The sequence below is a fragment of the Nonomuraea sp. NPDC048882 genome (assembly GCF_040649755.1).
Taxonomy (GTDB): domain Bacteria; phylum Actinomycetota; class Actinomycetes; order Streptosporangiales; family Streptosporangiaceae; genus Nonomuraea; species Nonomuraea maheshkhaliensis.
The window spans coordinates 262,617-282,998 of record NZ_JBEZGB010000011.1; the positions used below are offsets into that span (position 1 = coordinate 262,617).

Annotated in this window: 21 protein-coding genes; 18 read left to right on the forward strand and 3 right to left on the reverse strand. The window is 71.8% G+C overall.

The window, feature by feature from the left end:
• Window positions 1–90: 90 nt before the first annotated feature.
• From AB0C27_RS35150 to AB0C27_RS35215, 14 genes are all read left to right on the forward strand, one after another.
• Window positions 91–420, forward strand: a complete 330-nt coding sequence (locus AB0C27_RS35150) for a helix-turn-helix domain-containing protein (protein WP_357853128.1) — start codon at window positions 91–93, stop codon at window positions 418–420.
• A complete protein-coding gene (locus AB0C27_RS35155; protein ID WP_357853131.1) occupies window positions 417–2,636 on the forward strand; it encodes a sensor histidine kinase in 2,220 nt (739 codons plus the stop codon). Before AB0C27_RS35150 ends, AB0C27_RS35155 begins: the two co-directional genes overlap by 4 nt.
• Before the next feature lie 99 nt (window positions 2,637–2,735).
• Window positions 2,736–3,752: a LacI family DNA-binding transcriptional regulator gene (locus AB0C27_RS35160; protein ID WP_357853134.1), complete on the forward strand. Its 1,017-nt coding sequence runs from the start codon at window positions 2,736–2,738 to the stop codon at window positions 3,750–3,752.
• A 65-nt stretch (window positions 3,753–3,817) separates the two neighbouring features.
• A complete protein-coding gene (locus tag AB0C27_RS35165; RefSeq protein ID WP_357853137.1) occupies window positions 3,818–5,425 on the forward strand; it encodes an FAD-dependent oxidoreductase in 1,608 nt (535 codons plus the stop codon).
• A gap of 23 nt (window positions 5,426–5,448) precedes the next feature.
• The gene (locus AB0C27_RS35170) at window positions 5,449–6,687 is read left to right on the forward strand and encodes a sugar ABC transporter substrate-binding protein (RefSeq protein ID WP_357853139.1); all 1,239 of its coding nucleotides are present in this window, start codon (window positions 5,449–5,451) and stop codon (window positions 6,685–6,687) included.
• Entirely contained in the window at window positions 6,687–7,586 is a 900-nt protein-coding gene (locus AB0C27_RS35175; RefSeq protein WP_357853491.1) for a sugar ABC transporter permease, read from the forward strand. The genes AB0C27_RS35170 and AB0C27_RS35175 overlap by 1 nt, the downstream gene beginning before the upstream one ends.
• A complete protein-coding gene (locus AB0C27_RS35180; RefSeq protein WP_357853142.1) occupies window positions 7,576–8,400 on the forward strand; it encodes a carbohydrate ABC transporter permease in 825 nt (274 codons plus the stop codon). The genes AB0C27_RS35175 and AB0C27_RS35180 overlap by 11 nt, the downstream gene beginning before the upstream one ends.
• Window positions 8,401–8,412: 12 nt before the next feature.
• Window positions 8,413–8,682, forward strand: coding sequence for a sulfurtransferase TusA family protein (locus tag AB0C27_RS35185; protein WP_346106626.1), 270 nt, complete (start codon window positions 8,413–8,415; stop codon window positions 8,680–8,682).
• Between the two features lie 17 nt (window positions 8,683–8,699).
• Entirely contained in the window at window positions 8,700–9,728 is a 1,029-nt protein-coding gene (locus AB0C27_RS35190; RefSeq protein ID WP_357853145.1) for a LacI family DNA-binding transcriptional regulator, read from the forward strand.
• A gap of 305 nt (window positions 9,729–10,033) precedes the next feature.
• Window positions 10,034–10,828, forward strand: coding sequence for an alpha/beta fold hydrolase (locus AB0C27_RS35195; protein WP_357853148.1), 795 nt, complete (start codon window positions 10,034–10,036; stop codon window positions 10,826–10,828).
• Window positions 10,825–11,271, forward strand: a complete 447-nt coding sequence (locus tag AB0C27_RS35200) for a YdeI/OmpD-associated family protein (protein WP_357853151.1) — start codon at window positions 10,825–10,827, stop codon at window positions 11,269–11,271. Before AB0C27_RS35195 ends, AB0C27_RS35200 begins: the two co-directional genes overlap by 4 nt.
• Window positions 11,272–11,333: 62 nt before the next feature.
• Window positions 11,334–11,660 (forward strand): DUF3140 domain-containing protein, encoded by a 327-nt coding sequence (locus tag AB0C27_RS35205; protein WP_357853154.1) that lies wholly within the window; start codon window positions 11,334–11,336, stop codon window positions 11,658–11,660.
• A gap of 4 nt (window positions 11,661–11,664) precedes the next feature.
• Window positions 11,665–12,015, forward strand: a complete 351-nt coding sequence (locus AB0C27_RS35210; RefSeq protein WP_357853157.1) for a nuclear transport factor 2 family protein — start codon at window positions 11,665–11,667, stop codon at window positions 12,013–12,015.
• A gap of 37 nt (window positions 12,016–12,052) precedes the next feature.
• Window positions 12,053–12,265 (forward strand): hypothetical protein, encoded by a 213-nt coding sequence (locus AB0C27_RS35215; RefSeq protein ID WP_346106636.1) that lies wholly within the window; start codon window positions 12,053–12,055, stop codon window positions 12,263–12,265.
• Window positions 12,266–12,368: 103 nt separating this feature from the next.
• On the opposite strand, the gene AB0C27_RS35220 is transcribed toward AB0C27_RS35215, so the two are convergent.
• Window positions 12,369–12,587, reverse strand: a complete 219-nt coding sequence (locus tag AB0C27_RS35220) for a DUF6228 family protein (RefSeq protein WP_357853161.1) — start codon at window positions 12,585–12,587, stop codon at window positions 12,369–12,371.
• 116 nt (window positions 12,588–12,703) lie between these two features.
• On the reverse strand, window positions 12,704–13,300 hold the full coding sequence (locus AB0C27_RS35225; RefSeq protein ID WP_357853164.1) for a TetR/AcrR family transcriptional regulator: 597 nt from the start codon (window positions 13,298–13,300) through the stop codon (window positions 12,704–12,706).
• A 144-nt stretch (window positions 13,301–13,444) separates the two neighbouring features.
• On the opposite strand from AB0C27_RS35225, the gene AB0C27_RS35230 reads away from it, so the two are divergent.
• Window positions 13,445–14,392 (forward strand): beta-ketoacyl-ACP synthase III, encoded by a 948-nt coding sequence (locus AB0C27_RS35230; protein WP_357853167.1) that lies wholly within the window; start codon window positions 13,445–13,447, stop codon window positions 14,390–14,392.
• An 8-nt stretch (window positions 14,393–14,400) separates the two neighbouring features.
• On the opposite strand, the gene AB0C27_RS35235 is transcribed toward AB0C27_RS35230, so the two are convergent.
• Window positions 14,401–15,006, reverse strand: a complete 606-nt coding sequence (locus AB0C27_RS35235) for a TetR family transcriptional regulator (RefSeq protein ID WP_357853170.1) — start codon at window positions 15,004–15,006, stop codon at window positions 14,401–14,403.
• Between the two features lie 65 nt (window positions 15,007–15,071).
• On the opposite strand from AB0C27_RS35235, the gene AB0C27_RS35240 reads away from it, so the two are divergent.
• The 3 genes from AB0C27_RS35240 (at window position 15,072) to AB0C27_RS35250 (ending at window position 20,198) form a co-directional block, all read left to right on the forward strand.
• Window positions 15,072–16,346, forward strand: a complete 1,275-nt coding sequence (locus tag AB0C27_RS35240; protein ID WP_357853173.1) for an NAD(P)/FAD-dependent oxidoreductase — start codon at window positions 15,072–15,074, stop codon at window positions 16,344–16,346.
• 43 nt (window positions 16,347–16,389) lie between these two features.
• Complete coding sequence (locus AB0C27_RS35245; RefSeq protein ID WP_357853176.1) at window positions 16,390–17,127, forward strand: hypothetical protein; 738 nt, start codon at window positions 16,390–16,392, stop codon at window positions 17,125–17,127.
• 83 nt (window positions 17,128–17,210) lie between these two features.
• Complete coding sequence (locus AB0C27_RS35250; protein ID WP_357853179.1) at window positions 17,211–20,198, forward strand: BTAD domain-containing putative transcriptional regulator; 2,988 nt, start codon at window positions 17,211–17,213, stop codon at window positions 20,196–20,198.
• The last annotated feature ends 184 nt before the right edge of the window (window positions 20,199–20,382 follow it).

Here is a 20,382-nt window from a genome sequence, read left to right on the forward strand (position 1 = left end):
CACGTGTCCTTTCATTTTTTCGTAGTCACTTGTTTTTTACTAGCTCCTTGGAAAGGTAGCACACCCGGGTAGGCTTGAGGAGTGATCGAGGTGAGTGATTCCCAGCACCAGGAGCGCGCGTGCAGCGCCGCACTCGTCCGCGCCTTCTCGTTCCTGGGCAAGCGCTGGAACGGCATGATCCTGGCCACCTTGCTCGACGGCCCGGCCGGCTTCGCCGAGCTGCGCCGCGCCGTCGGCAAGATTCATGACTCGGTGCTCTCCGAACGGCTGGCCGAACTGTCCTCGGCGGAACTCGTCGAGCGAACGGTCGACCCCGGGCCGCCGGTCACGGTCAGCTACCAGCTCACGAAGAAGGGCCAGGCATTGCTGCCCGCTCTGCGTGAACTGTCCGCTTGGGCCGAGGCCAACCTGCCCGAATGACCGGAGCTCGGGCGGGGAAGGCGGAGTGCAGCACGATGGCCGAACTCGCCGACACGACAGACGACCCCGGACCCGGCCCGGGGACCGACCCGGACACCGACCCGAAAGCCGAAACGGACACCGGCGTCGAGGCCGGGCGTGCGCGGCGGATGAGTGGTGCGGCCGTCGTGGCCACCGCGATGGCCGTGGCCTCGCCGCTCCTGGGGCTGGCCACGATCCTGATCTGGCTCGGCCTGCCCGCCGAGTGGACCCCGGCCAAGACGGTCAGCCCGCAGTCCGCCGTCGTCTTCACCTTCCCGGCGGTCGGCGCGTTCCTCATCCATCACAGGCCCCGGCTGAACATGGCCTGGCTCATGTGCGCGGGCGGCCTGGCCGCCGGGATCAGCGACGTGTCCGGCGCGCTGATGTTCCGCGCCGCCGCCGGCGGTGAGCTCGCCCTGGCCGGCTGGTTCCGGGTGCCGATGCAGCTCGGCTGGGCGGTGTGCGGGCTGGCGCTGACGATGGTGCTGCCGCTGTACTCGCCGGACGGCCGGCTGCCCTCCCGGCACTGGCGGCCCGCGCTCTGGCTGGGCTGCCTGTCGATCACGGCCGCGACGGTGCACAACCTGTTCCGGATGACGGCCCCCCGCGCGGGGTACCCGTACCCGGAGGTCATCCCCAGCCCGCTGGGGATTCCCGCGCTGGCGCCGTACCTGGAGGTCGTGGACGTCGTCGGCTGGGCGGGCATCTACACGGCGATGGCGCTGGCGGCGCTGTCGCTGCTGGCCCGGATCCGGCGGGCCGACCCGGTCACGCGCCGGCAGATCGGCTGGCCGCTGTTCGCCTTCGCCGGCTACATCGTCTTCCTGGTCCTGGCCGCGATCTGGCCGGTGTTCATGTGGCCGTCGATCGTGTGGGCGGCGGCGATCCCGTTCGCGGTGGCGTTCTCGGTCATGCGTTACCGGCTCTACGGGATCGACACCGTCGTCAGCCGGGCCCTCGTCGCGGCGGGCCTGGTGGTCGTGGTCAGCGCCGTCTACTTCGGCGCCGGCGCCCTGTCCGGGCTGGTGGTCTCCGGATACGACCAGGTGGCCGGGATCACCGCCGCGCTGTTCGCCGGCGCGTTCTTCCAGCCGCTGCGCCGCGCCCTGCAACGGGCCGTGGACCTGCTCCTGTACGGCGCGGTGGGCGACCCGGGCGTGCTCGCCGGGCGGCTGACCCAGGCCGTGCGCCGCGGCGACCCGGCCGAGGCGCTGACCTCGGTGGTCAGCGTGCTGCGTGACGGGCTCGCGGTCGAGGGGGTGGCCGTGGAGGTGGCCGACGGCGAGCCCCGCTACGTCGAGAGCGGGCGCGTCGGGCCCGCCGCGCGCGAGGTGCCACTGGTCTGGCACGGCACCCGCGTCGGCCGCCTGCTCGTCGGGCCGCCGGGGCCGCGCCGCTTCCCCGCCGCGCACAACGAGCGCGTCCTGGCCACGCTCACCCCGTACGCGGCCGACGTGGCGCACGCCGTACGCATGGCCGCCGACCTGCAACGTTCGCGAGAACGCATCCTGACGGCCAGGGAGGAGGAGCGCCGCCGCCTGCGCCGCGACCTGCACGACGGACTCGGCCAGACCCTGTCGGCGATGGCCATGACCATCACCATGGCCCGGCTCAGCCTCAAGCGCTCCCCCGACGCCGCCGACGAGCTGCTGCGCGAGCTGCACGCCGGCATGGGCGCCGTGACGAGCGACATCCGCGAGCTCGTGTACGGCCTGCGCCCGCCCGCGCTCGACGACCTGGGCCTGGCCGGCGCGGTGCGGGACCTGGCCGGCCGGTCGTCCTCCGGTGCCGGAGCCGATGTCGAGGTGCCCGATGTCGAGGTGCCCGATGTCGAGGTGGAGGTGGAGATCGGCGGCGACCTGTCCGACCTGCCGGCGGCGGTGGAGGTGGCGGTCTACCGCATCGTCCAGGAGGCCCTGACCAACGTCCGCAGGCACGCGGGCGCGTCGCGGGCCACGATCGCCGTGCACCGGGAGGAGGGGGTGCTGCGGATGCTGATCGCCGACGACGGCCGGGGGCTGCCCGAGTCGCACCGGGCGGGCGTGGGGCTCGGCTCGATGCGCGAGCGGGCGGCCGAGCTCGGCGGCAGCTGCGTGGTGACCGGCGAGCCGGGCACGGGCACCCGGGTCGAGGTCGCGCTCCCCCTCACGACGACGCCGACGACCGGGCCCCGAAATCCGGCGGAAATTCGCTAATCCGAATTAGCACTGCGGCAACTCTTGACACCACGATGCCGCGCGGCGAACAATTCCAGGCATCACCCCGCGCTAATGCGCATTAGCTAGGATCGCCGCATGCCTCCCCCTGCCCCTTCACGCCGCCTGACCCAGCGCGACATCGCCCGGCTGGCCGGCGTCAGCCAGACCACCGTCTCCCTGGTGCTCAACAACCGCGCCGACGCCGAGTCCCGGATTCCCGCCGAGACCCGCGACCGCGTGCTGCGGGTGATCAAGGAGACCGGCTACGTCGCCGACCCGGCGGCCCGCAGGCTGGCGGCCGGGCGCAACCGCATCCTCGGTGTCTTCACCTACGAACCCGTCTTCCCCAGCGCGACCGGCGACTTCTTCCACCCGTTCCTGATCGGCATCGAGGAGTGCGCCGAGCAGCGCGGCTGCGACCTGCTGCTGTTCACCAGCGCCCCCACGGTCGACGGGCGCAAGCGGGTCTACCACCAGGACCACCGGCTCCGGCTGGCCGACGGGTGCGTGCTGCTGGGCCGCGAGCTGGACCGCGAGGACCTGGCCAGGCTGGTGGCCGAGGGCTACCCGTTCGTGTCGGTCGGCCGCCGCGACGACGCGGGCGGCACGGTTCCGTACGTCGGCGCCGACTATCCGGCCGCCGTCGGTGAGCTGGTCGCGCGGACGCGGGCGATGGGCCACGAGCGCATCGCCTATCTCGGCCACGGCCGCGGCCCCGAGTCCTACGTCGACCGCTACCGCGGCTACGCCGGGTCCGTGCCCGAGCCGCTGCGGCTCGACCCGGGCGAGCCCGCGGAGATGGCCGAGCGGGTGCTGGCCGCGGGGGCGACGGCGGTGCTGGCCGAGGAGTACGCCGACGGCGTCGCGCTGACCGACGTGCTGGCCAGGCGCGGCGTCTCCGTCCCCGGCGACCTGTCGGTGATCACGCTGGGCGATCCGACGCGGCCCGCGCCCACCGACGTCGACTTCACCGGCTTCCGCATCCCCCGCAGGGAGATGGGGCGCCAGGCGGTGGAGGACCTGACCGAGTTGGTCGAGGGCGGTTCGCCCGCCCAGCGGCTGCTGCCGTGCCAGTACACCGAGGGCGTCACGCTGGCGCCCGTACGCAAGTGAAAGCCCGTACGCCAGTGAAACCCCGTACCCAGATGAATGCCCGTACACAGAGGAAAGGACCGGATTTGCGCGAGTCGAGCACCGAGGTGCTGATCGTCGGGGGTGGCCTCGGAGGGGTCGCCGCGGCGCTGGCCGCCCTGCGGGCCGGGCGGAAGGTGGTGCTGACCGAGGAGTACGACTGGCTCGGCGGCCAGCTGACCAGCCAGGCCGTCCCGCCCGACGAGCACACGTGGGTCGAGCGCTTCGGCGTGACCGCGAGCTACCGGGCGCTGCGCGACGGCATCCGCGACTACTACCGCCGTCACTACCCGCTGACCGAGGCCGCCCGCGCCTGGAAGGAGCTCAATCCCGGCGCGGGCCACGTGAGCCCGCTCTGTCACGAGCCGCGGGTGGCGGTGGCGGTGATCGAGGCCATGCTGGCCCCCTACCGGGGCGGCGGTCGGCTGACCGTGCTGCAGCCGTACCGGCCGGTCGGGGCGGAGGTGGACGGCGACCGGGTGACGGCCGTGCGGCTCGCGCACCGCGACGATCCCGGCGACGAGATCTGGGTCGCCGCGCCGTACGTGCTGGACGCCACCGAGACCGGCGAGCTGCTGCCGCTCACCGGCACCGAGTACGTCACCGGCTTCGAGTCGCAGGCCGACACCGGCGAGCCCAGCGCCCCCTCCGCCGCCCAGCCGATGAACATGCAGGCCGTGTCCGTCTGCTTCGCCATCGACCACGTGGACGGCGACCACACGATCGACCGGCCGGAGCGCTACGACTTCTGGCGGGCGTACGAGCCGGAGTTCTGGGGCGGGCCGCTGCTCGGCTGGCGCAGCCCCAACCCGCGCACGCTGGAGATCTCCGAGCGTTCCTTCACCCCCAACCCCGGCGACGACGCGCTGCGGGTCCGGGCCGACCAGCGGCGCAATCCCGGCGACGGGAACCTGTGGACCTTCCGCAGGATCGCCGCCCGCGACCTGTTCGCGCCGGGCGCGTACGCCAGCGACATCACCCTGGTCAACTGGCCGATGATCGACTACATGGAGGGCCCGGTCATCGACGTGCCCGACGCCGCCGAGCACCTCGCGGCGGCGCGCGAGCTGTCCAGGTCGGTGCTCTACTGGCTGCAGACCGAGGCGCCCCGCCCCGACGGGGGCACCGGATGGCCGGGGCTGCGGCTGCGCGGCGACGTGACGGGCTCGGCCGACGGCCTGGCCCAGGCGCCGTACGTACGGGAGTCGCGCCGCATCCTGGGCGAGTACACGATCGTCGAGCAGGACCTGTCCATGGCCGTGCGCGGCGACAAGGGCGCCGCGCGCTACCCCGACTCGGTCGGCGTCGGCATGTACCGGATCGACCTGCACCCCTCGACCGGCGGCGACAACTACCTGGACGTGCCGAGCAGCCCGTTCGAGCTGCCGCTCGGCGCGCTGCTCCCCCGCCGCGTGCACAACCTGCTGCCCGCCGGCAAGAACCTGGCCACCACCCACATCACCAACGGCTGCTACCGCCTGCACCCGGTCGAGTGGAACATCGGGGAGGCCGCGGGCGCGCTGGCCGCGTTCTGCCTCGACCGGTCCACGGCCCCGCACGCCGTGCGGGCCGACCCCACCCTGCTCGCCGCCTTCCAGGAGCGCCTGGATGAGCAGGGCGTCGAACTCCACTGGCCGGACGTGTCCGGCTACTGATCCCCCCATTGTTAGGAGCGCCGATGCGCATCACCATGGCCGCCGCCGGGCTGGCTGGACTGCTCGTCCTGACCGCCTGTGGCTCGGGTTCCGAGCCCGCCGCCACCGGCCCCGCCACGCTGCGGATGACGATCTGGACCGGCAACGCCGAACACCTCTCCCTGCTCAACTCGATCGCCGACGAATACCGGAAGACCCACCAGGACGTGGCGGCGATCAAGTTCGACACGCTGCCGATCGAGAACTACACGACGACCCTGACCACGCAGATCGCCGGCGGGAACGCTCCCGACCTGGCCTGGATCCTGGAGAACTCCGCGCCCGACTTCGTCGGCTCAGGCGCGCTCGCGCCACTGGACAACCTGGTCCAGCCGGAGCAGCTCGCGCCCGCGACGACGAAGCTGTGGCAGCAGGAGGGCAAGCTGTACGCCTACCCGTTCTCCACCTCGCCCTTCGGCGTGTTCGTCAACCTCGACCTGCTCAAGCAGGCCGGGCAGAAGCCGCCCAAGGCGGGCTGGACGTGGGATCAGGCCGTCGAGGCGGCCGCCGCCGTGAACAAGGAGAGCGGCAAGGCCGGCCTGGTGGTGCGCGACTTCGACTACAAGGGCTGGGACAACCTGGCCACCGTGTGGGGCGGCTGGGGCGCCGAGGCGTGGAGCGAGGACGGCAAGACCTGCGGCTTCGCCAAGCCGGAGATGGTCGAGGCGATGACCTTCCTGCACAAGGCGATCTTCACCGACAAGGCGCTGCCCGCCCCCGGCACCACGGCCGACTTCTTCGCCGGTGAGGCGGGGATGACGATCACCCAGATCTCCCGCGCCTCGCTGCTCAAGGACGCCACCTTCAAGTGGGACCTGATCCCGCTGCCCACCGGCCCGAAGGGCGCCTACAGCGTCATCGGCCAGGCCGGCATCGGCGTCATCAAGAAGAGCCCGAACGCCGCCAAGGCCGCCGACTTCCTGTCGTTCCTCTCCAACCCCGACAACTCCGCCAAGCTCGGCCAGTACTTCCCGCCGCCGCGCACCCAGCTGCTCACCGCCGAGAGCCTGGCCAAGAGCAACCCGCTGCTCAAGCCCGAGCAGCTCCAGCAGGTCGTCATCGACGGCATCTCCACCGGCCGGGTCAAGCCCAGCCACGCCGGGCAGGCCGAGCTGGCGCAGACCGTGCGCGCCCAGCTCGACCAGCTCTGGCAGCCGGGCGCCGACGTGGCGAAGACGCTGGCCGGGGTGTGCACCGCCATCCAGCCGATGCTGGCCAAGTGATGCCCGCTCGTACGACGTGGTGGACGGCGAGCCGCAGGGACCACCTGGTGGGGTACGCCTTCGTGGCCCCCCAGCTGCTCGGGAGCCTGCTGTTCGTCTTCCTCCCGCTCGGCCTGGTGCTCTACTACAGCCTGCACGAGTGGAACGTGCTGGCCGACACGTTCGAGTTCGTCGGCGGCGACAACTACCGGCAACTGCTCGCCGACCCCAACGTGCCCAAGGTGCTGAGCGCCACCGCGCTGTTCTCCGTCGGCCTGGTGGTGTTCAACCTGTCGCTGGCCATGCTGCTGGCGGTGCTGCTCAACCAGCGGCTGCGCGGCACGGTGGTGTTCAGGACGCTGTTCTTCTCGCCGGTGGTGGTCTCGCTGGTCGCCTGGACGATCGTGTGGGGCTTCCTGCTCCAGTCGAACGGCGGCGTCAACGCCCTGCTCCAGACCGTGGGCGTCGAGGGGCCCAACTGGCTGCGTACGGGGACGGGCGCGATGGTGTCGGTGATCGGCGTGCAGGTGTTCAAGAACGTCGGGCTCAACATGGTGCTGTTCCTGGCCGCGCTGCAGGGCGTGCCCAAGGAGCTGTACGAGGCCGCCAGGATGGACGGCGCCGGGGCGTGGACCAGGTTCGCCCGGATCACGCTGCCCATGATCAGCCCGACCGTGCTGCTCACCTCGATCATCACGGTGGCCGGGTCGCTGCAGGTGTTCGCCCAGATCGCGGTGCTCACCCAGGGCGGCCCCGGCACCTCCACGACCGTGCTGGTCTACTACCTCTACCAGCAGGCCTTCCAGTTCCACCACTTCGGCTACGGCGCCACGCTGTCGGTGCTGCTCTTCGTGATCGTGCTCGCCCTCACCGTGCTGCAGTGGCGGATGCGCAGGAGGTGGGTGTTCCTTGAGGCGTAAGACCCTCCTGTACGGCGTGCTGTGCGTCCTTTGTGTGCCGTTCGTCTTTCCGACCTGGTGGATGGTCACCTCGTCGCTGAAGCCGGTGAGCGAGATCTTCGCGTTCCCGCCCTCGCTGCTGCCAGGCCGGCCGCAGCTGGAGGCGTACCGGCAGGTGTTCGAGCTGCAGCCGTTCGCCCAGCAGTACTGGAACAGCCTCTACATCGCCGCGGTCGTCACCGTCGGCACGCTGGCGGTGTCGTCGCTGGCCGGGTGGGCGTTCGCGCGCATCCGCTTCCGCGGCTCGAACGCGCTGTTCCTGGTCATCCTGGTCGGCCTGCTGATCCCCAGCGAGGTGACGATCGTGCCGCTGTTCCGGCTGTTCCACTCGGCCGGGCTGACCGACACGCACTGGCCGCTGATCCTCATCCCGATCCTGGGCGCGCCGAGCGTGCTGGCCACGTTCATCATGCGGCAGTTCTTCCTGGCGCTGCCGAAGGAGCTGGACGAGGCGGCGGCGGTCGACGGGCTGGGGCGGCTGGCCACGTTCTGGCGGATCGGGCTGCCGCTGGCCAGGCCGGCGGTCGGCGCGGTGGCCATCTTCACGTTCCTGCACAGCTGGAACCTCTACCTGGAGCCGATCGTGTTCCTGTCCACGCCGGAACGGTTCACGCTGCCGCAGGCGCTGACCCAGTTCGTGGACGCCTACGGCGGGCCCATGTGGAACGTGCAGCTGGCCGCGGCCTCGCTGACCGCGCTGCCGGTGCTGGTGGTGTTCGTGGTGGCGCAGAAGCAGTTCGTCGAAGGTTTGGCACATACGGGACTTAAGGGGTGATTTCCTAGAAGCATGCCTGATCTCGTAGTCGACGGCGGCGACAAGCTCTGCGTGCAGCTGCTCCTCGAACTCCGCGCCCACGTGCGCGCGGCAGGTCCCGGCGCGGTGATCCACCTGATCGCCGCCGATCCGGCCGCGCCCGTGGACCTGCCCGCGTGGTGTCACCTGACCGGGCACACCTATCTCGGGCCCGTCGAAGGGGCGGAACGGGCCACGTACGCCCTGCGCGTGGCGGAGGCCGCCAAGGAGACGCGGGAATCGAAACCCTGGCACGCGGCTTGACCGGTTAATATCAAACGGTGAAACGCCCCACCATCGCCGACATCGCCAGCAGGGCGGGAGTGTCCAAGGTCGCGGTCTCCTACGCGCTCAACGGGCAGCCCGGTGTGTCGGAGGCGACGCGGGCCAGGATCGTCGCCATCGCCGACGAGATCGGCTGGCGTCCCAACAGCGCGGCCAGGGCGCTCAACGGCGCCCGCGCCAACTGCGTCGGCCTCGCGCTGTGCCGGCCCGCCCGCATCCTGGGCGTCGAGCCGTTCTTCATGGAGCTGATCAGCGGCATCGAGGGCGTGCTCGCCGACCGCTCCTACGCGCTGCTGCTCCAGGTGGTCACCAGCCACCAGCAGGAGAGCGAGGTCTACCGGCACTGGTGGGGCGAGAGCCGCATCGACGGAGTCTTCCTCGTGGACCTGCACTACTCCGACTCCCGGGTGAGCGAGCTGGAGCGGCTCGGCATGCCGGTCGTGGTCATCGGCCATCCGTCGGAGTCGGGCTCGCTGTCGGCCGTCTGGTCCGACGACGGCGAGGCCGTCCGCGAGACCGTCGGCTACCTGGTGGCGCTCGGCCACCGGCGCATCGCCCGAGTGGCCGGGCTGCCCGAGCTGGTCCACACGACCGTCCGCGACCAGGCGTTCGAGCGGGCGTGCCAGGACGCCGGCGAGCACGCGGTCGAGCACGTCATCGTGCACACCGACTACACCGGCGAGGAGGGCGCGCGGGCCACCAGGCGGCTGCTCAGCTCGCCCGACCGGCCCACGGCCATCGTCTACGACAACGACATCATGGCCGTGGCGGGCCTTTCCGTGGCCCAGGAGATGCGGGTGGACGTGCCGCGTGACCTGTCCATCGTGGCCTGGGACGACTCGCCGCTGGCCCAGGTCGTCCGGCCGCCGCTGACCGCGCTCACCCGTGACATCCCGGCGTACGGGGCGCATGCGGCGCAGCGCCTGCTGGCGCTGATCGCCGGGGAGAGCGTGCCGCCGTTCGAGGACCAGGCCGCCATCCTCACCCCGCGCGGCAGCACCGGCCCCGCCCACATGGGCGCGTAGCCCGCCCTTCCAACGGCGGGCGCGTCGCCTGCCCTCGCACGGGAACCCGCGGCGCGTGCCCGGGGCGGGAGCCGCGGCTGGCAGACCGCCGGCTCCGGTCCCGGACACGCGCCGCCCCCTCCTTCGCGGCGTGAAGCCTCGGGAGCCGTCCCGGCTTCCCCCGCGCGAGACGGCTCCAGATGTACCCGAGTGCGGCACACCCGTTCTGCGTACGCCCGTACCTAAATGAGATGGGAAATCCGACGAATCGTGACCTGGCGGCCAGGTGTTGACAAATTTTTTTGTCGGAGCTTATCGTCATCCCCATGAACAACGTCACGTCCGCGGACGGCACCCGCATCGCCTGCACCCGCGCCGGCTCCGGCCCACCGGTCGTCCTCGTGGACGGCGCGCTCAGCCACCGCGCGCGGAGCATCAACGCCGGCCTGGCCACCGCGCTGGCCTCGCGCTTCACGGTCTACACCTACGACCGGCGCGGCCGGGGCGAGAGCGGCGACATCGCACCCTTCTCGCCGGACCGCGAGGTCGAGGATCTGGCCGCGGTCGTCGCCGAGACCGGTGGCCCCGTGCGCCTCTACGGCACGTCGTCCGGCGCCGCCGTCGCCCTGGCCGCCGCCCACAGCGGGGTCCCGGTCGAGCGGCTGGCGCTGTACGAGCCGCCGTTCATCGTGGACGCCACCCGGCCGCCCGTCCCCGGCGACTACCTGCGCACGCTGGGCGACCTGGTGGCCGCCGACCGGCGCGCCGAGGCGGTGCGTTACTTCATGCGCGTCGGCGTCGGGCTGCCGGGGATCGTCGTGGCCATGATGCGCTTCATGCCCGCCTGGTCCTCGCTCAAGGCGCTGGCGCACACGCTGCCCTACGACGCGGCGTTCGTGGCGCCGTACGAGTTCGGCACGCCCTACCCCGCGTCGAGCTGGGCCTCGGTCAAGGCGCCCACGCTGGTCATGGACGGCGGCAAGAGCCCGTCCTGGATCAGGAACGCGGCCGCGGCGCTGGCGGAGCACCTGCCCGAGGCCACGTATCGCACGCTCGAAGGGCAGACCCACATCGTCAAGCCGGCGGCGCTGGCGCCCGTACTGGAGGGGTTCTTCCGATGAGATTCTGCGCCACGATCGAGCTGAACGGCAAGACCGCCACGGGGATGGAGGTGCCGGCCGCCGTCGTCGAGCAGTTCGGCGCGGGCAAGCGGCCGGCCGTGACCGTCACGATCAACGATCACACCTACCGCAGCACGGTGGCCACGATGGGCGGCCGGTTCATGCTTCCGCTCAGCGCGGAGAACCGGCAGGCCGCCGGGGTGGCGGCGGGCGACGAGGTCGAGGTGGAGCTGGCCGCCGACACCGCGCCGCGACAGGTCGAGGTGCCCGCCGACCTGGCGGACGCGCTCGACCGGGCGCCGGAGGCCAGGGCGTTCTTCGAGAGCCTGTCGTACTCGGGGAAGCGGCGTTACGTGCTGGCCGTCGAGGCCGCCAAGAAGCCGGAGACCAGGCAGCGGCGCATAGCCGACACGGTCGCCAAATTGACCGCCGGCATCCGCTGAGACCCGCGGCTGGGGCGGGTTTCAGGTGCGTAAGGCCCGGCCAGAGGGGTAGGCGGCCGGGTATGAGTGCAGGGTTGGAGGGTTTCGACACCGACATGTTGTGGGACGAGTTCCATCGTGTGGTCGACATGAACTCCGAGGAACTTCGTACCCACCTGCTCGCCGACGCGTCCGACGAGGAGGGGTTCCCTCCTGACCCGGATCCGGGCATCGACGAGCCGGGGCGCGCGGTTCCGCATGTCCTGCGCAGGCGGAAGGGCGACCTGAGCAAGGTCGACCTCGACGTGATGCGGCAGGTCGTGGAGCTCGTCGAGACCATGGGCGGACGTACGGACGACGACTCGCGACGCGAGCCGATGTCCGTCGGACACGATCCGCTGAGAGGTTAGACCGATGGTCGAGCCTCATTCGTGGATCGAGGGATACGTGCGGGCGTGGAACTCCAACCATCCCGACGACATCTCCGCCCTGTTCACCGAGAATGCGGTCTATTACACCGAGCCGTACAGTTCGCCCTGGCAGGGGCGTGACGAGATCGTCGCGCAGTGGCTGGGACGGCAGGACAAACCTGGCGAGGCCACTTTCGAGTGGCATCCGGTGTGCGTGACGGACGACCTGAGCGTCATCCAAGGAGTCACGACATATCCGGACAAAACGTACAGCAACCTCTGGGTGATCCGCTTCGCTTCCGATGGGCGATGCCGGGAATTCACCGAATGGTGGATGCGGCACGATGCCAAGTGATGCAATGGGCCGAACCGTCTTCACCCGAGGAGATCCGTTGAGAGACAACCTCGACCTCGCCGCGAGCGCCCAGGAACTGGCCGACGCCGCCCCGACGGGATCGATCGACCGCGCCGCCGCTTCGTCGGTGGCGATCACGCTCGCCACCACCCGTGACATCTCCGACGCCAGGAAGACCCTGGACGGGCTCTCGCCCGAGGAGGTCAGGCAGGCGGCGCTGCAACTGTTCGACCGGCTCTCCTCGGACTGACCCGCCCGACCGCTTCTCCTCGGACCGGCACCACCGGCACAGATGGGTTCTCGGGCCGGCCGGGCGCTTGATGCTGCCCATTTTTCGCGTTCCTGTACGTCTTTCAGGGCCAGGCCAGGAAGGTCCGGACATCGGAGGCCAAGGTGGTCAGTTGCTGCCCGGCCTCGATCCAGGTTGTCGCGGAGACCTCCCACGTCGCTCCCCGGTAGAAATCGGGGCGCATCTTCCAGGTCAGCTCGATGTGACCGCCGGAGTGGAAGCCGGCTTCGAGCGTGAGCTGGTCGGTGTGCCGGGTACGCCTTCCTGACCAGCCGCGGTTCACGCGAGCAGGATAGTCGGGGCCCATCGGCTCACCGGACGTCGCCGGTGAGGGGCTCCTCAGGGCGCCGGGGTCTGGTGCGGACGAACTCCTGCGTGAGTGCCCAACCAGGCGGTGGCTCAACTCAGGCGGGCCCGCATGGCGTGGCGGGCGTACGTGGCGGCTTGGGGGTCGCGGTGGAGTTGGACGGCGTGGTTGAGTCCCATGGCCAGGCCCAGGAGTTCGAAGGCGAGGAGGCCGGGGTCCGTGTCCTGGGGGAGTTCTCCCGTGGCCACCGCTCTGCGGATCTCCTTGCCGAGACGGTCGCGCCAGGCGTCGAACCGTGACTCGACCGCGTCCCGCACCGGCCCCGGGCGGCCGTCGAACTCGTGCGCGGCGGCCGTGAAGAAACAACCGCCGGGGAAGACCTGACGTTCCAGGTAGGAGATCCACGCCTCGCAGAGCACCCGCAACCGGGTCAGTCCTGGCGCGGCGGAGCGGGCGGGCTCCCAGACCTCGGCGCGGAAGATCTCGTCGGCGCGGCCCAGGACCGCGAGCTGGAGCGCCTCTTTGGAGCCGAAGTGGCCGAGTACGCCTGACTTGCTCATGGCCAGTTCGGCGGCGAGGCGGCCGATGGTCAGCCCTTCGAGCCCGTCCCTGGAGGCGATGGCCACCGAACGGTCGAGGATGGCCGCACGCGTGCCGAGCGCCTCGGCCACGGACCTGCGCGGGCTCATCCGATCCCCCTTCCGGCGGACGTGGGCAGCACTCTTCCCCAGGTGTCGCGGGTGGCGTGCCGGTGGGTGGGTGGGGTCATGGGCTCAGGGTAGCGGGCCGTTCGGGAAATAGCGTCCGAACGTTCGCTTGCTATAGTCCGCCGCATGAATGGATCACGACTTGTCGCGACAGGCCACTATCAACCCGCAAAAGTCCTGACGAATGATGATCTGGCGGCGATGGTGGACACGAGCGACGAGTGGATCACCAGACGGGTCGGGATCCGTACCAGGCATGTGGCCGCGGACGGCGAGAGCGTGGCGGACCTGGCCACGCATGCCGCCGCCAAAGCGCTGGCCGGCAGCGGGTTGGAGCCGTCCGACATCGATCTCGTGCTGATCGCCACCTGCACCCAGACCGAGCGCGCCCCCAACGTCGCCTCCCACGTCGCGGGCCGGCTCGGCGTGCCGGAGGCCGCGCTGATGGACCTCGGCGTCTCCTGCTCGGGCTTCACCCACGCCCTGGCCCAGGCCGACCACGCCATCCGGGCGGGGGCGGCGACGAACGCGCTGGTCGTGGGGGCGGACAAGATGACCGCCGTGACCGACTGGACCGACCGGACGACGTGCGTGCTGACGGGTGACGGCGCCGGAGCGGCCGTGGTAAGCGCGGTGAGCGCGGCCGAGGAGCCGGGGATCGGGCCCGTCGTGTGGGGTTCGGCGCCGGAGCTGGGCTCCGCCGTACGGATCGAGGGGACGCCCACGCGCTTCTCCCAGGACGGCCAGTCGGTCTACCGCTGGGCCACCACGCGGCTGCCCGAGCTCGCCCGGCGGGCGTGCGAGCGCGGCGGCGTACGGCCGGAGGAGCTGGCGGCGGTGGTACTGCACCAGGCGAACCTGCGCATCATCGAGCCCATCGCCCAGAAACTCGGCGCGGTGAACGCGATCGTCGCCCGTGACGTGGTCGAATCGGGCAACACCTCGGCCGCGAGCGTGCCGCTGGCGCTGGCCAAGCTGCTGGAGCGGGGCGAGGTGGCGGAGGGTGCGCCGATGTTGCTGTTCGGCTTCGGCGGGAATCTGTCGTACGCGGGGATGGTCGTGCGCTGCCCCTGACCACCGGCTCAGGCCGGCGGGCGTGCCTGCCCCAGATGGCCGACCAGTTTCTCGATCTGCTGGGCGTAGTGCTCGGTGAGCTCGGGCGAGGCCGGGTCCTGGTCCCACACCGCCCGGACGAGCTGGGGGAAGGAGACGCCCGCCGCCGCCATCGCGAAGAGCGCCACCAGGAGCGCGCCCGGGTCGAGGTCGGCGGGGAACTCGCCGGCCTCCTGGCGGCGGCGTAGCTGCTCCAGGTCGCGCCGCACGTCGGCCACGAACGCCGGGTCGGAAGCCGTGTCGTCGGTGAGGCCCTGCCAGAGCATCAGCCTGCCGTAGTCGCGGCGCTCGGCGTTGGCGCGGACGTAGGAGGCGGCCAGCTCGCCGAGCGAGGCCGAGGGGTCGGCGAAGGCGCTCTCCTCGGCCTGCCAGCGGGTGTTCAGCGCCTGGTAGAGGCCCTCCTTGCCGCCGAAATAGTACGAAATAAGCTGCTTGTTCACCCCGGCCCTGGTCGCGATCTCGCTGACCCGCGCCCCCGCGAACCCCTTCGCCGCGAACTCCTCCAGCGCCGCCTGAAGAATCCGCGCCTTCGTGCGCTCGGGATCGCGCTGCCTCTCCTCCGGTGCTCGCCTCATATGCGACAGCTTATCATCCATACGTTTGGTTGACAGTTTCATCCGATTGGTTGATAGTCGGAGACATGACGACGCAGAAGAAGCGCATCGCGATCATCGGCGGCGGGGTCGGCGGGCTCTGCCTGGCCCAGGGGCTGCTCAAGGCCGGGCTCGACGTGACCGTCTACGAGCGCGACCGCACCCCGGCCGACCGGCTGCAGGGCTACCGCGTGCACATCGACCCCCACGGCGCCCGCGCCCTGCACGACTGCCTGCCCGCCCCTCTGTGGCAGGCCTTCCTCGACACGACCGGACGAGGCGGCCAGGACTTCGGCTTCCTCACCGAGCGGCTGCGCACGCTGGCGCTGATCGAGACCCCCGCCGCCGCCGACCCGGCCGACGACCACCACTCCGTCAGCCGCATCACGCTCAGGCAGGTGCTGCTGTCCGGCCTGGACGACGTCGTACGGTTCGGGAAGACGTTCGAGCGCTACGAGCGGCTGTCCGGCGGGCGGGTGCGGCTCTTCTTCGCCGACGGCACGAACGAGACGGCCGACATCGTGGTCGGCGCGGACGGCGGCAACTCCCGGGTGCGCAAGCAGTACCTGCCGCACGCCGAGCGAGTGGACACCGGGATCACCACCCTGGCGGGCAAGTTCCCGCTGACGGAGGCGAGCAGGAAGCTGCTCGCGCCCCGGCTGGTCGAGGGCCCCAACAGCGTGATCCCGCCCCAGGGGATGGGGTTCTTCACCGCTCCGCACGACCTGGGCGCGGGCCCCGTGCGCGAGGACGGGATCGGCGAGACCGAGCAGGAGGGCGCGCTGATGGACAACACCGGCAGCTACATCCTGTGGGCGTTCGGCGCGACGTCCAAGCGCTTTCCCGCCGGCCTCTCCGGGATGACGGGAGAGCAGCTCAAGGAGACCGTGGCGAGCATGATCGCGTCCTGGCATCCCGACCTGCGCAGGCTGGTCGAGCTGTCGCATCCGGGCACGGTCTCGCTGCTGCCGATCCGTACCTCGATCCCGATCGACCCCTGGCCGGCCAGCACGGTCACCCTGCTCGGCGACGCCATCCACAGCATGACGCCGATGCGCGGCATCGGCGCCAACACCGCGCTGCGCGACGCGCGTCTGCTCCGCGCCGCACTCACCACCGGACTCACCGCCGGCGGCGACCCGGTCGCGGCCATCGCTCGCTACGAGACGGAGATGCGGGAGTACGGCTTCGCCGCCGTACGCGACTCGCGGCGCGCGGCCGAGCAGTTCGTCGGGGACAACCGGACGGCGCGGATCGGGTTCAAGACGTTCCTGCGGGTGGTGGGGCACGTTCCCACGCTCAAGGCCAAGGTGTTCTCCTGACTCACCTGTTGCGCGGAGGGGGCCTGGCGAAGAATGTGGAGGCATGCCAGGCGTCGACACGCTGGACGGTCTGCTCAAGGCCGTCGCCGAATTCCGTACGGACGACTACGAACTGCGGGCCGAACAGGGCGCGCTCGACCGCGCCAGGCGCTCGATCGAGGAGTCGGGGCTGCTGCTGCTCGGCGAGGTGCACGGCGTCAGGGAGAACCCGCTGATCATCCACGGGCTCATGCGCGCGCTCGGGCTGACCCACCTGGCCCTCGAATGGCCGGGAGACCTCAAGCACCAGCTCGACGTCTATCTGAGCGAGGGGACGGGGCTGGACCACCCGCTGTGGTGGCTCGGCGACGGGCGCGTCACGGCCGGGCACCTCGCGATGCTCAAGGCCGTTCCCGGGCTGACGGTCACGCTGTTCGACGGGGGCATGTTCACCGGCGACTGGTCCCAGCGGGACGCCCTGATGGCCGAACGGGTGCTGACGGCGCGCGTGGAACCGGCGCTGGTCGTGGCCGGTCACGCCCACGCGCTCACCTCGCCGACGGAGCTGGGCCTGCCGATGGGGGCCTGCCTGGCCAGCGCGCGGCCGTCGCTGGAGAGCGTGCGGATCGACTACGGCACCGGCGGCTACTACGCCATCGAGCCACGGCAGACCAGGGGGTACTCCGCGCCCGACGGGCTGCGGGTGGTGGACGGGGAGCTGATCGTGGGGCTGCCCGTGTTCCACGAGGCCACGGTGCCGCACCTGCCGGTCGAGCTGCTGCGGGAGCGGCTCGGGCTGTGACCGCCCGCGCTCGCCGGGTCGGTCGGGGTCGGGGCGGTGGGGTGGCGGTTAGTGTGGACTCGGCGTGCGGTCGTGGAGGGCGGATGCGGGTCGGGATCCTGGGGCCCCTGCGGGTGGCGGGCGGCGAGATCGGCGGCGCCCGGGTACGGGCGCTGCTGGTACGGCTCGCGCTCGACCCCGGCCGGGTGGTGACCGCCGATCGCCTGATCGACGACCTGTGGCCGGACGACCCGCCCGCGCATCCGACGGCGGCGCTGCAGTCGCTGGTGTCCAGGGCGCGCAGGGAGGCTCCTGGGCTGATCGCCTCCCATCCGGCCGGTTACCTGCTCGACGTGCCGGCCGGCGAGGTGGACGCGTGGGCGTTCGAACGACTGGCCCGCGACGGCGATGCTGGGCGGGCGCTGGCGCTGTGGCGGGGCCCCGCGCTGGCCGACGCGGCGGAGCTGCCGTTCGCGGCGGGTCCTGCGGCGCGGCTGGAGGAATTGCGGCTGACGACCCTGGCCGCCCGCATCTCCGCTGACCTCGACGCCCTCCCGAACGCCCTCCCGAACGCCGACCCGATCGCCGGCTTCGGCCCTGTCGGTGGTCGGGGTGTGGGCGGGCCGGTGAGTGGGCCGGTGAGCGGGCTCGATGGGCTGGTGGCCGAGTTGGAGGGGCTGGTGGTGGCGCATCCGTTGCGGGAGCCGTTCCATGCCCTGCTCATGCGGGCCCTGACCGCCGGCGGGAGGCGGGCCGGGGCGCTGACCGTCTTCGAGCGGATCAGGACGGCGCTGGCGACGGAGCTGGGCGTCGATCCCGGGCCCGAGCTGCGGGAGGCGCACCTGGCGGCACTGCGCGACGACGAGCCGGCCGCCGGGGGCAACCTGCCCGCCAGGCTCACAAGCTTCGTCGGCCGCTCGGAGGACATCGATCTGGTGACCCGGCAGCTCGGCGAGTCCAGGCTGGTCACGCTGGTGGGTCCCGGCGGAGCCGGAAAGACACGGCTGGCCGTGGAGGTGGCCGCAGGGTTGGAGACGGGCGCAGGGCTGGGAACGGGTGCGGGGCTGGGCGTGGCCGGTGGTGTGTGGCTGGTCGAGTTGGCCGCTGTCACCGGGGTGCGGGCGGCGCTGGAGGCCGTGTTCTGGACCACCGACCTGGTGACGACGCTGCGCGGGCGCGCGCCCCTGATCGTGCTGGACAACTGCGAGCACCTGATCGACGAGGCCGCACGGGTGGCCCGGTGGCTGCTGTCCCAGGTGGCGGGGCTGCGGATCCTGGCCACCAGCAGGGAGCCGCTGGACGTCCCCGGCGAACGCCTGCACCAGGTCCTTCCGCTGCCCGACGGGCCGGCGCGGGAGCTGCTCAGGGATCGGGCCGCCGCCGCCAGGCCCGATCTGCGCGTGGACGACGCGGACGCGGCGCGGATCTGCCGCGAGCTGGACGGCATCCCGCTGGCCATCGAGCTGGCCGCCGCCCGGCTGCGCACGATGCCGGTGCCGGTGCTGGTGGCGCAGCTCGGCGACCGGCTGGCCTTCCGTGGCGGGCGCACGTCGGAGCCGCGTCACCGCACGCTGCGCGCGGTCATCGACTGGAGCTGGAACCTGCTCTCGGAGCGCGAACGCGAGCTGCTGCGGGGCCTGACGGTCTTCTCCGGCGGCGCCACGTACGAGGCCATCGCCAAGATCTGCGGCGGCGACCTCGACCTGCTCTCCTCGCTGGTGGACAAGTCGCTCATCGCGTTCGACGGCGACCGCTACACGATGCTGGAGACGATCAGGCAGTACGCCGCCGCCGACCTCCCCGGCCTGCGCCGGGCCCACGCCCGCTACTACACCGAGCTGGCCGAGACCGCAGAGCCGTACCTGCGGACCGGCGAGCAGCTCACCTGGCTGGCCGTGCTGGACGCGGAGCGCGGCAACCTGGACGCGGCACTGCGCCACACCGACGACCCGCTGCGGGCCGTCCTGCCGCGCTTCTGGCCGTGGATCATGCGGGGCCGGCGCCGCGAGATCACCGAGCGGAGTGCCGAGGTGCTGGAGCGGGCGGGCGACATAGTGCCGCCGGGGCGGGAGCTGGCGTACGGGCTGTGCCTGGCGGCGACGGGCGGCGGGCTGAACGAGGCGGTGCGCGCGTCCGATCATCCGGCCGCGCTGAACGCGTGGGCGCTGGCCACCGTGATGGAGCCGCCGGAGGACGTGGTGGAGCTGGCCGAACGCGGCGTGGCCGAGCTGCGCGGGCATCCCGACCCGTGGACGCGGTCGGCGGCGCTGCTGGTCGGGGGCATCGTCAGGTTCGAGTACGGGACGGTGGCCGGGGCGGAGGACCTGCTGGAGCCGGCGCTGGCCGGGTTCAGGAGCACCGGCGACCGGTGGGGGCAGTGGGCGGCGCTCTACTGGCTTTCGCTGGTGGCGGAGAACCGGGGCGACTTCGCCGCGGCCGTCACCCTGGGCGAGGAGCCCGAGCGGCTGGCGACCGAGCTGTCGGGGCTGGAGACGCCGCTGGGGCCGATGACGTTCCTGCTGCGGCTCGGGCAGCTCAAGGCCAGGGCGGGCGACCACGAGGGGGCGGCCGAGGCGCTGGAGCGGGCCTGGGCGGCGGCCGTGCGCTCGGAGGACCAGGGCGTCGTGGCCCGGGTCAGGCACGCCAGGGGCGAGCTGGCCCGGCGCACCGGTGACCTCGCTGAGGCGGCGCGGCTGCTGGAGGCGGCGCTGGCGATGGAGGCGGAGGTGTCCACGCAGTGCAGGGCGTTCATGCACGTCGAGCTGGCCAAGGTGAGCCGTGGGCCGGCCGGGCCGCTGCGGCGGGCGCTGGAGCTGATGGCCGGCTGCTCCGACCGGACGGCGCGGGCGACCGTGCTGGAGGGCGTGGCCGAGCACCTGGAGCCCCGGCCGGCGGCCATGCTGCTGGGCTCCGCGCGGGCGCTGCGCGGGATCGGCGCGTCCGCCGATCCGTACGTCGCCCGGCTGACCGGAGCGTGCGAACGGGCACTGGGTCCCGACGGCTGCCGGGCGGCGCTGCGGGAGGGCGCGGCGCTTCCCGAGCCGGAGAAATACGCTCTCAGCGCACTCGGGCCCCCGGCGGCCCCGCCCTGAGCACACCCGGCCCCGCGCCGCACGCACTTGCGACCCCGGCGGCCCCGCGCCACGTTCCCGATCGAAACGCTGGGGTAGCTCACGCCGTCACCCGATGTTCTTCCCGTTTGGCGGTTGATACGCCATGGTTAGGGCAACTTGCACCGCGAGGTAAGGAGAGCAGTGGCCAGTCCAGGCACGATCG

Bases quoted from the DNA above. Each gene is read 5' to 3' on its own strand.
- AB0C27_RS35250 (WP_357853179.1), top strand. From the start codon at position 17,211: ATGCGGGTCGGGATCCTGGGGCCCCTGCGGGTGGCGGGCGGCGAGATC.
- AB0C27_RS35235 (WP_357853170.1), bottom strand. From the start codon at position 15,006: ATGAGGCGAGCACCGGAGGAGAGGCAGCGCGATCCCGAGCGCACGAAG.
- AB0C27_RS35160 (WP_357853134.1), top strand. From the start codon at position 2,736: ATGCCTCCCCCTGCCCCTTCACGCCGCCTGACCCAGCGCGACATCGCC.
- AB0C27_RS35245 (WP_357853176.1), top strand. From the start codon at position 16,390: ATGCCAGGCGTCGACACGCTGGACGGTCTGCTCAAGGCCGTCGCCGAA.
- AB0C27_RS35240 (WP_357853173.1), top strand. From the start codon at position 15,072: ATGACGACGCAGAAGAAGCGCATCGCGATCATCGGCGGCGGGGTCGGC.
- AB0C27_RS35210 (WP_357853157.1), top strand. From the start codon at position 11,665: ATGGTCGAGCCTCATTCGTGGATCGAGGGATACGTGCGGGCGTGGAAC.
- AB0C27_RS35155 (WP_357853131.1), top strand. From the start codon at position 417: ATGACCGGAGCTCGGGCGGGGAAGGCGGAGTGCAGCACGATGGCCGAA.
- AB0C27_RS35185 (WP_346106626.1), top strand. From the start codon at position 8,413: ATGCCTGATCTCGTAGTCGACGGCGGCGACAAGCTCTGCGTGCAGCTG.
- AB0C27_RS35230 (WP_357853167.1), top strand. From the start codon at position 13,445: ATGAATGGATCACGACTTGTCGCGACAGGCCACTATCAACCCGCAAAA.
- AB0C27_RS35200 (WP_357853151.1), top strand. From the start codon at position 10,825: ATGAGATTCTGCGCCACGATCGAGCTGAACGGCAAGACCGCCACGGGG.
- AB0C27_RS35225 (WP_357853164.1), bottom strand. From the start codon at position 13,300: ATGAGCCCGCGCAGGTCCGTGGCCGAGGCGCTCGGCACGCGTGCGGCC.
- AB0C27_RS35205 (WP_357853154.1), top strand. From the start codon at position 11,334: ATGAGTGCAGGGTTGGAGGGTTTCGACACCGACATGTTGTGGGACGAG.
- AB0C27_RS35175 (WP_357853491.1), top strand. From the start codon at position 6,687: ATGCCCGCTCGTACGACGTGGTGGACGGCGAGCCGCAGGGACCACCTG.
- AB0C27_RS35195 (WP_357853148.1), top strand. From the start codon at position 10,034: ATGAACAACGTCACGTCCGCGGACGGCACCCGCATCGCCTGCACCCGC.
- AB0C27_RS35170 (WP_357853139.1), top strand. From the start codon at position 5,449: ATGCGCATCACCATGGCCGCCGCCGGGCTGGCTGGACTGCTCGTCCTG.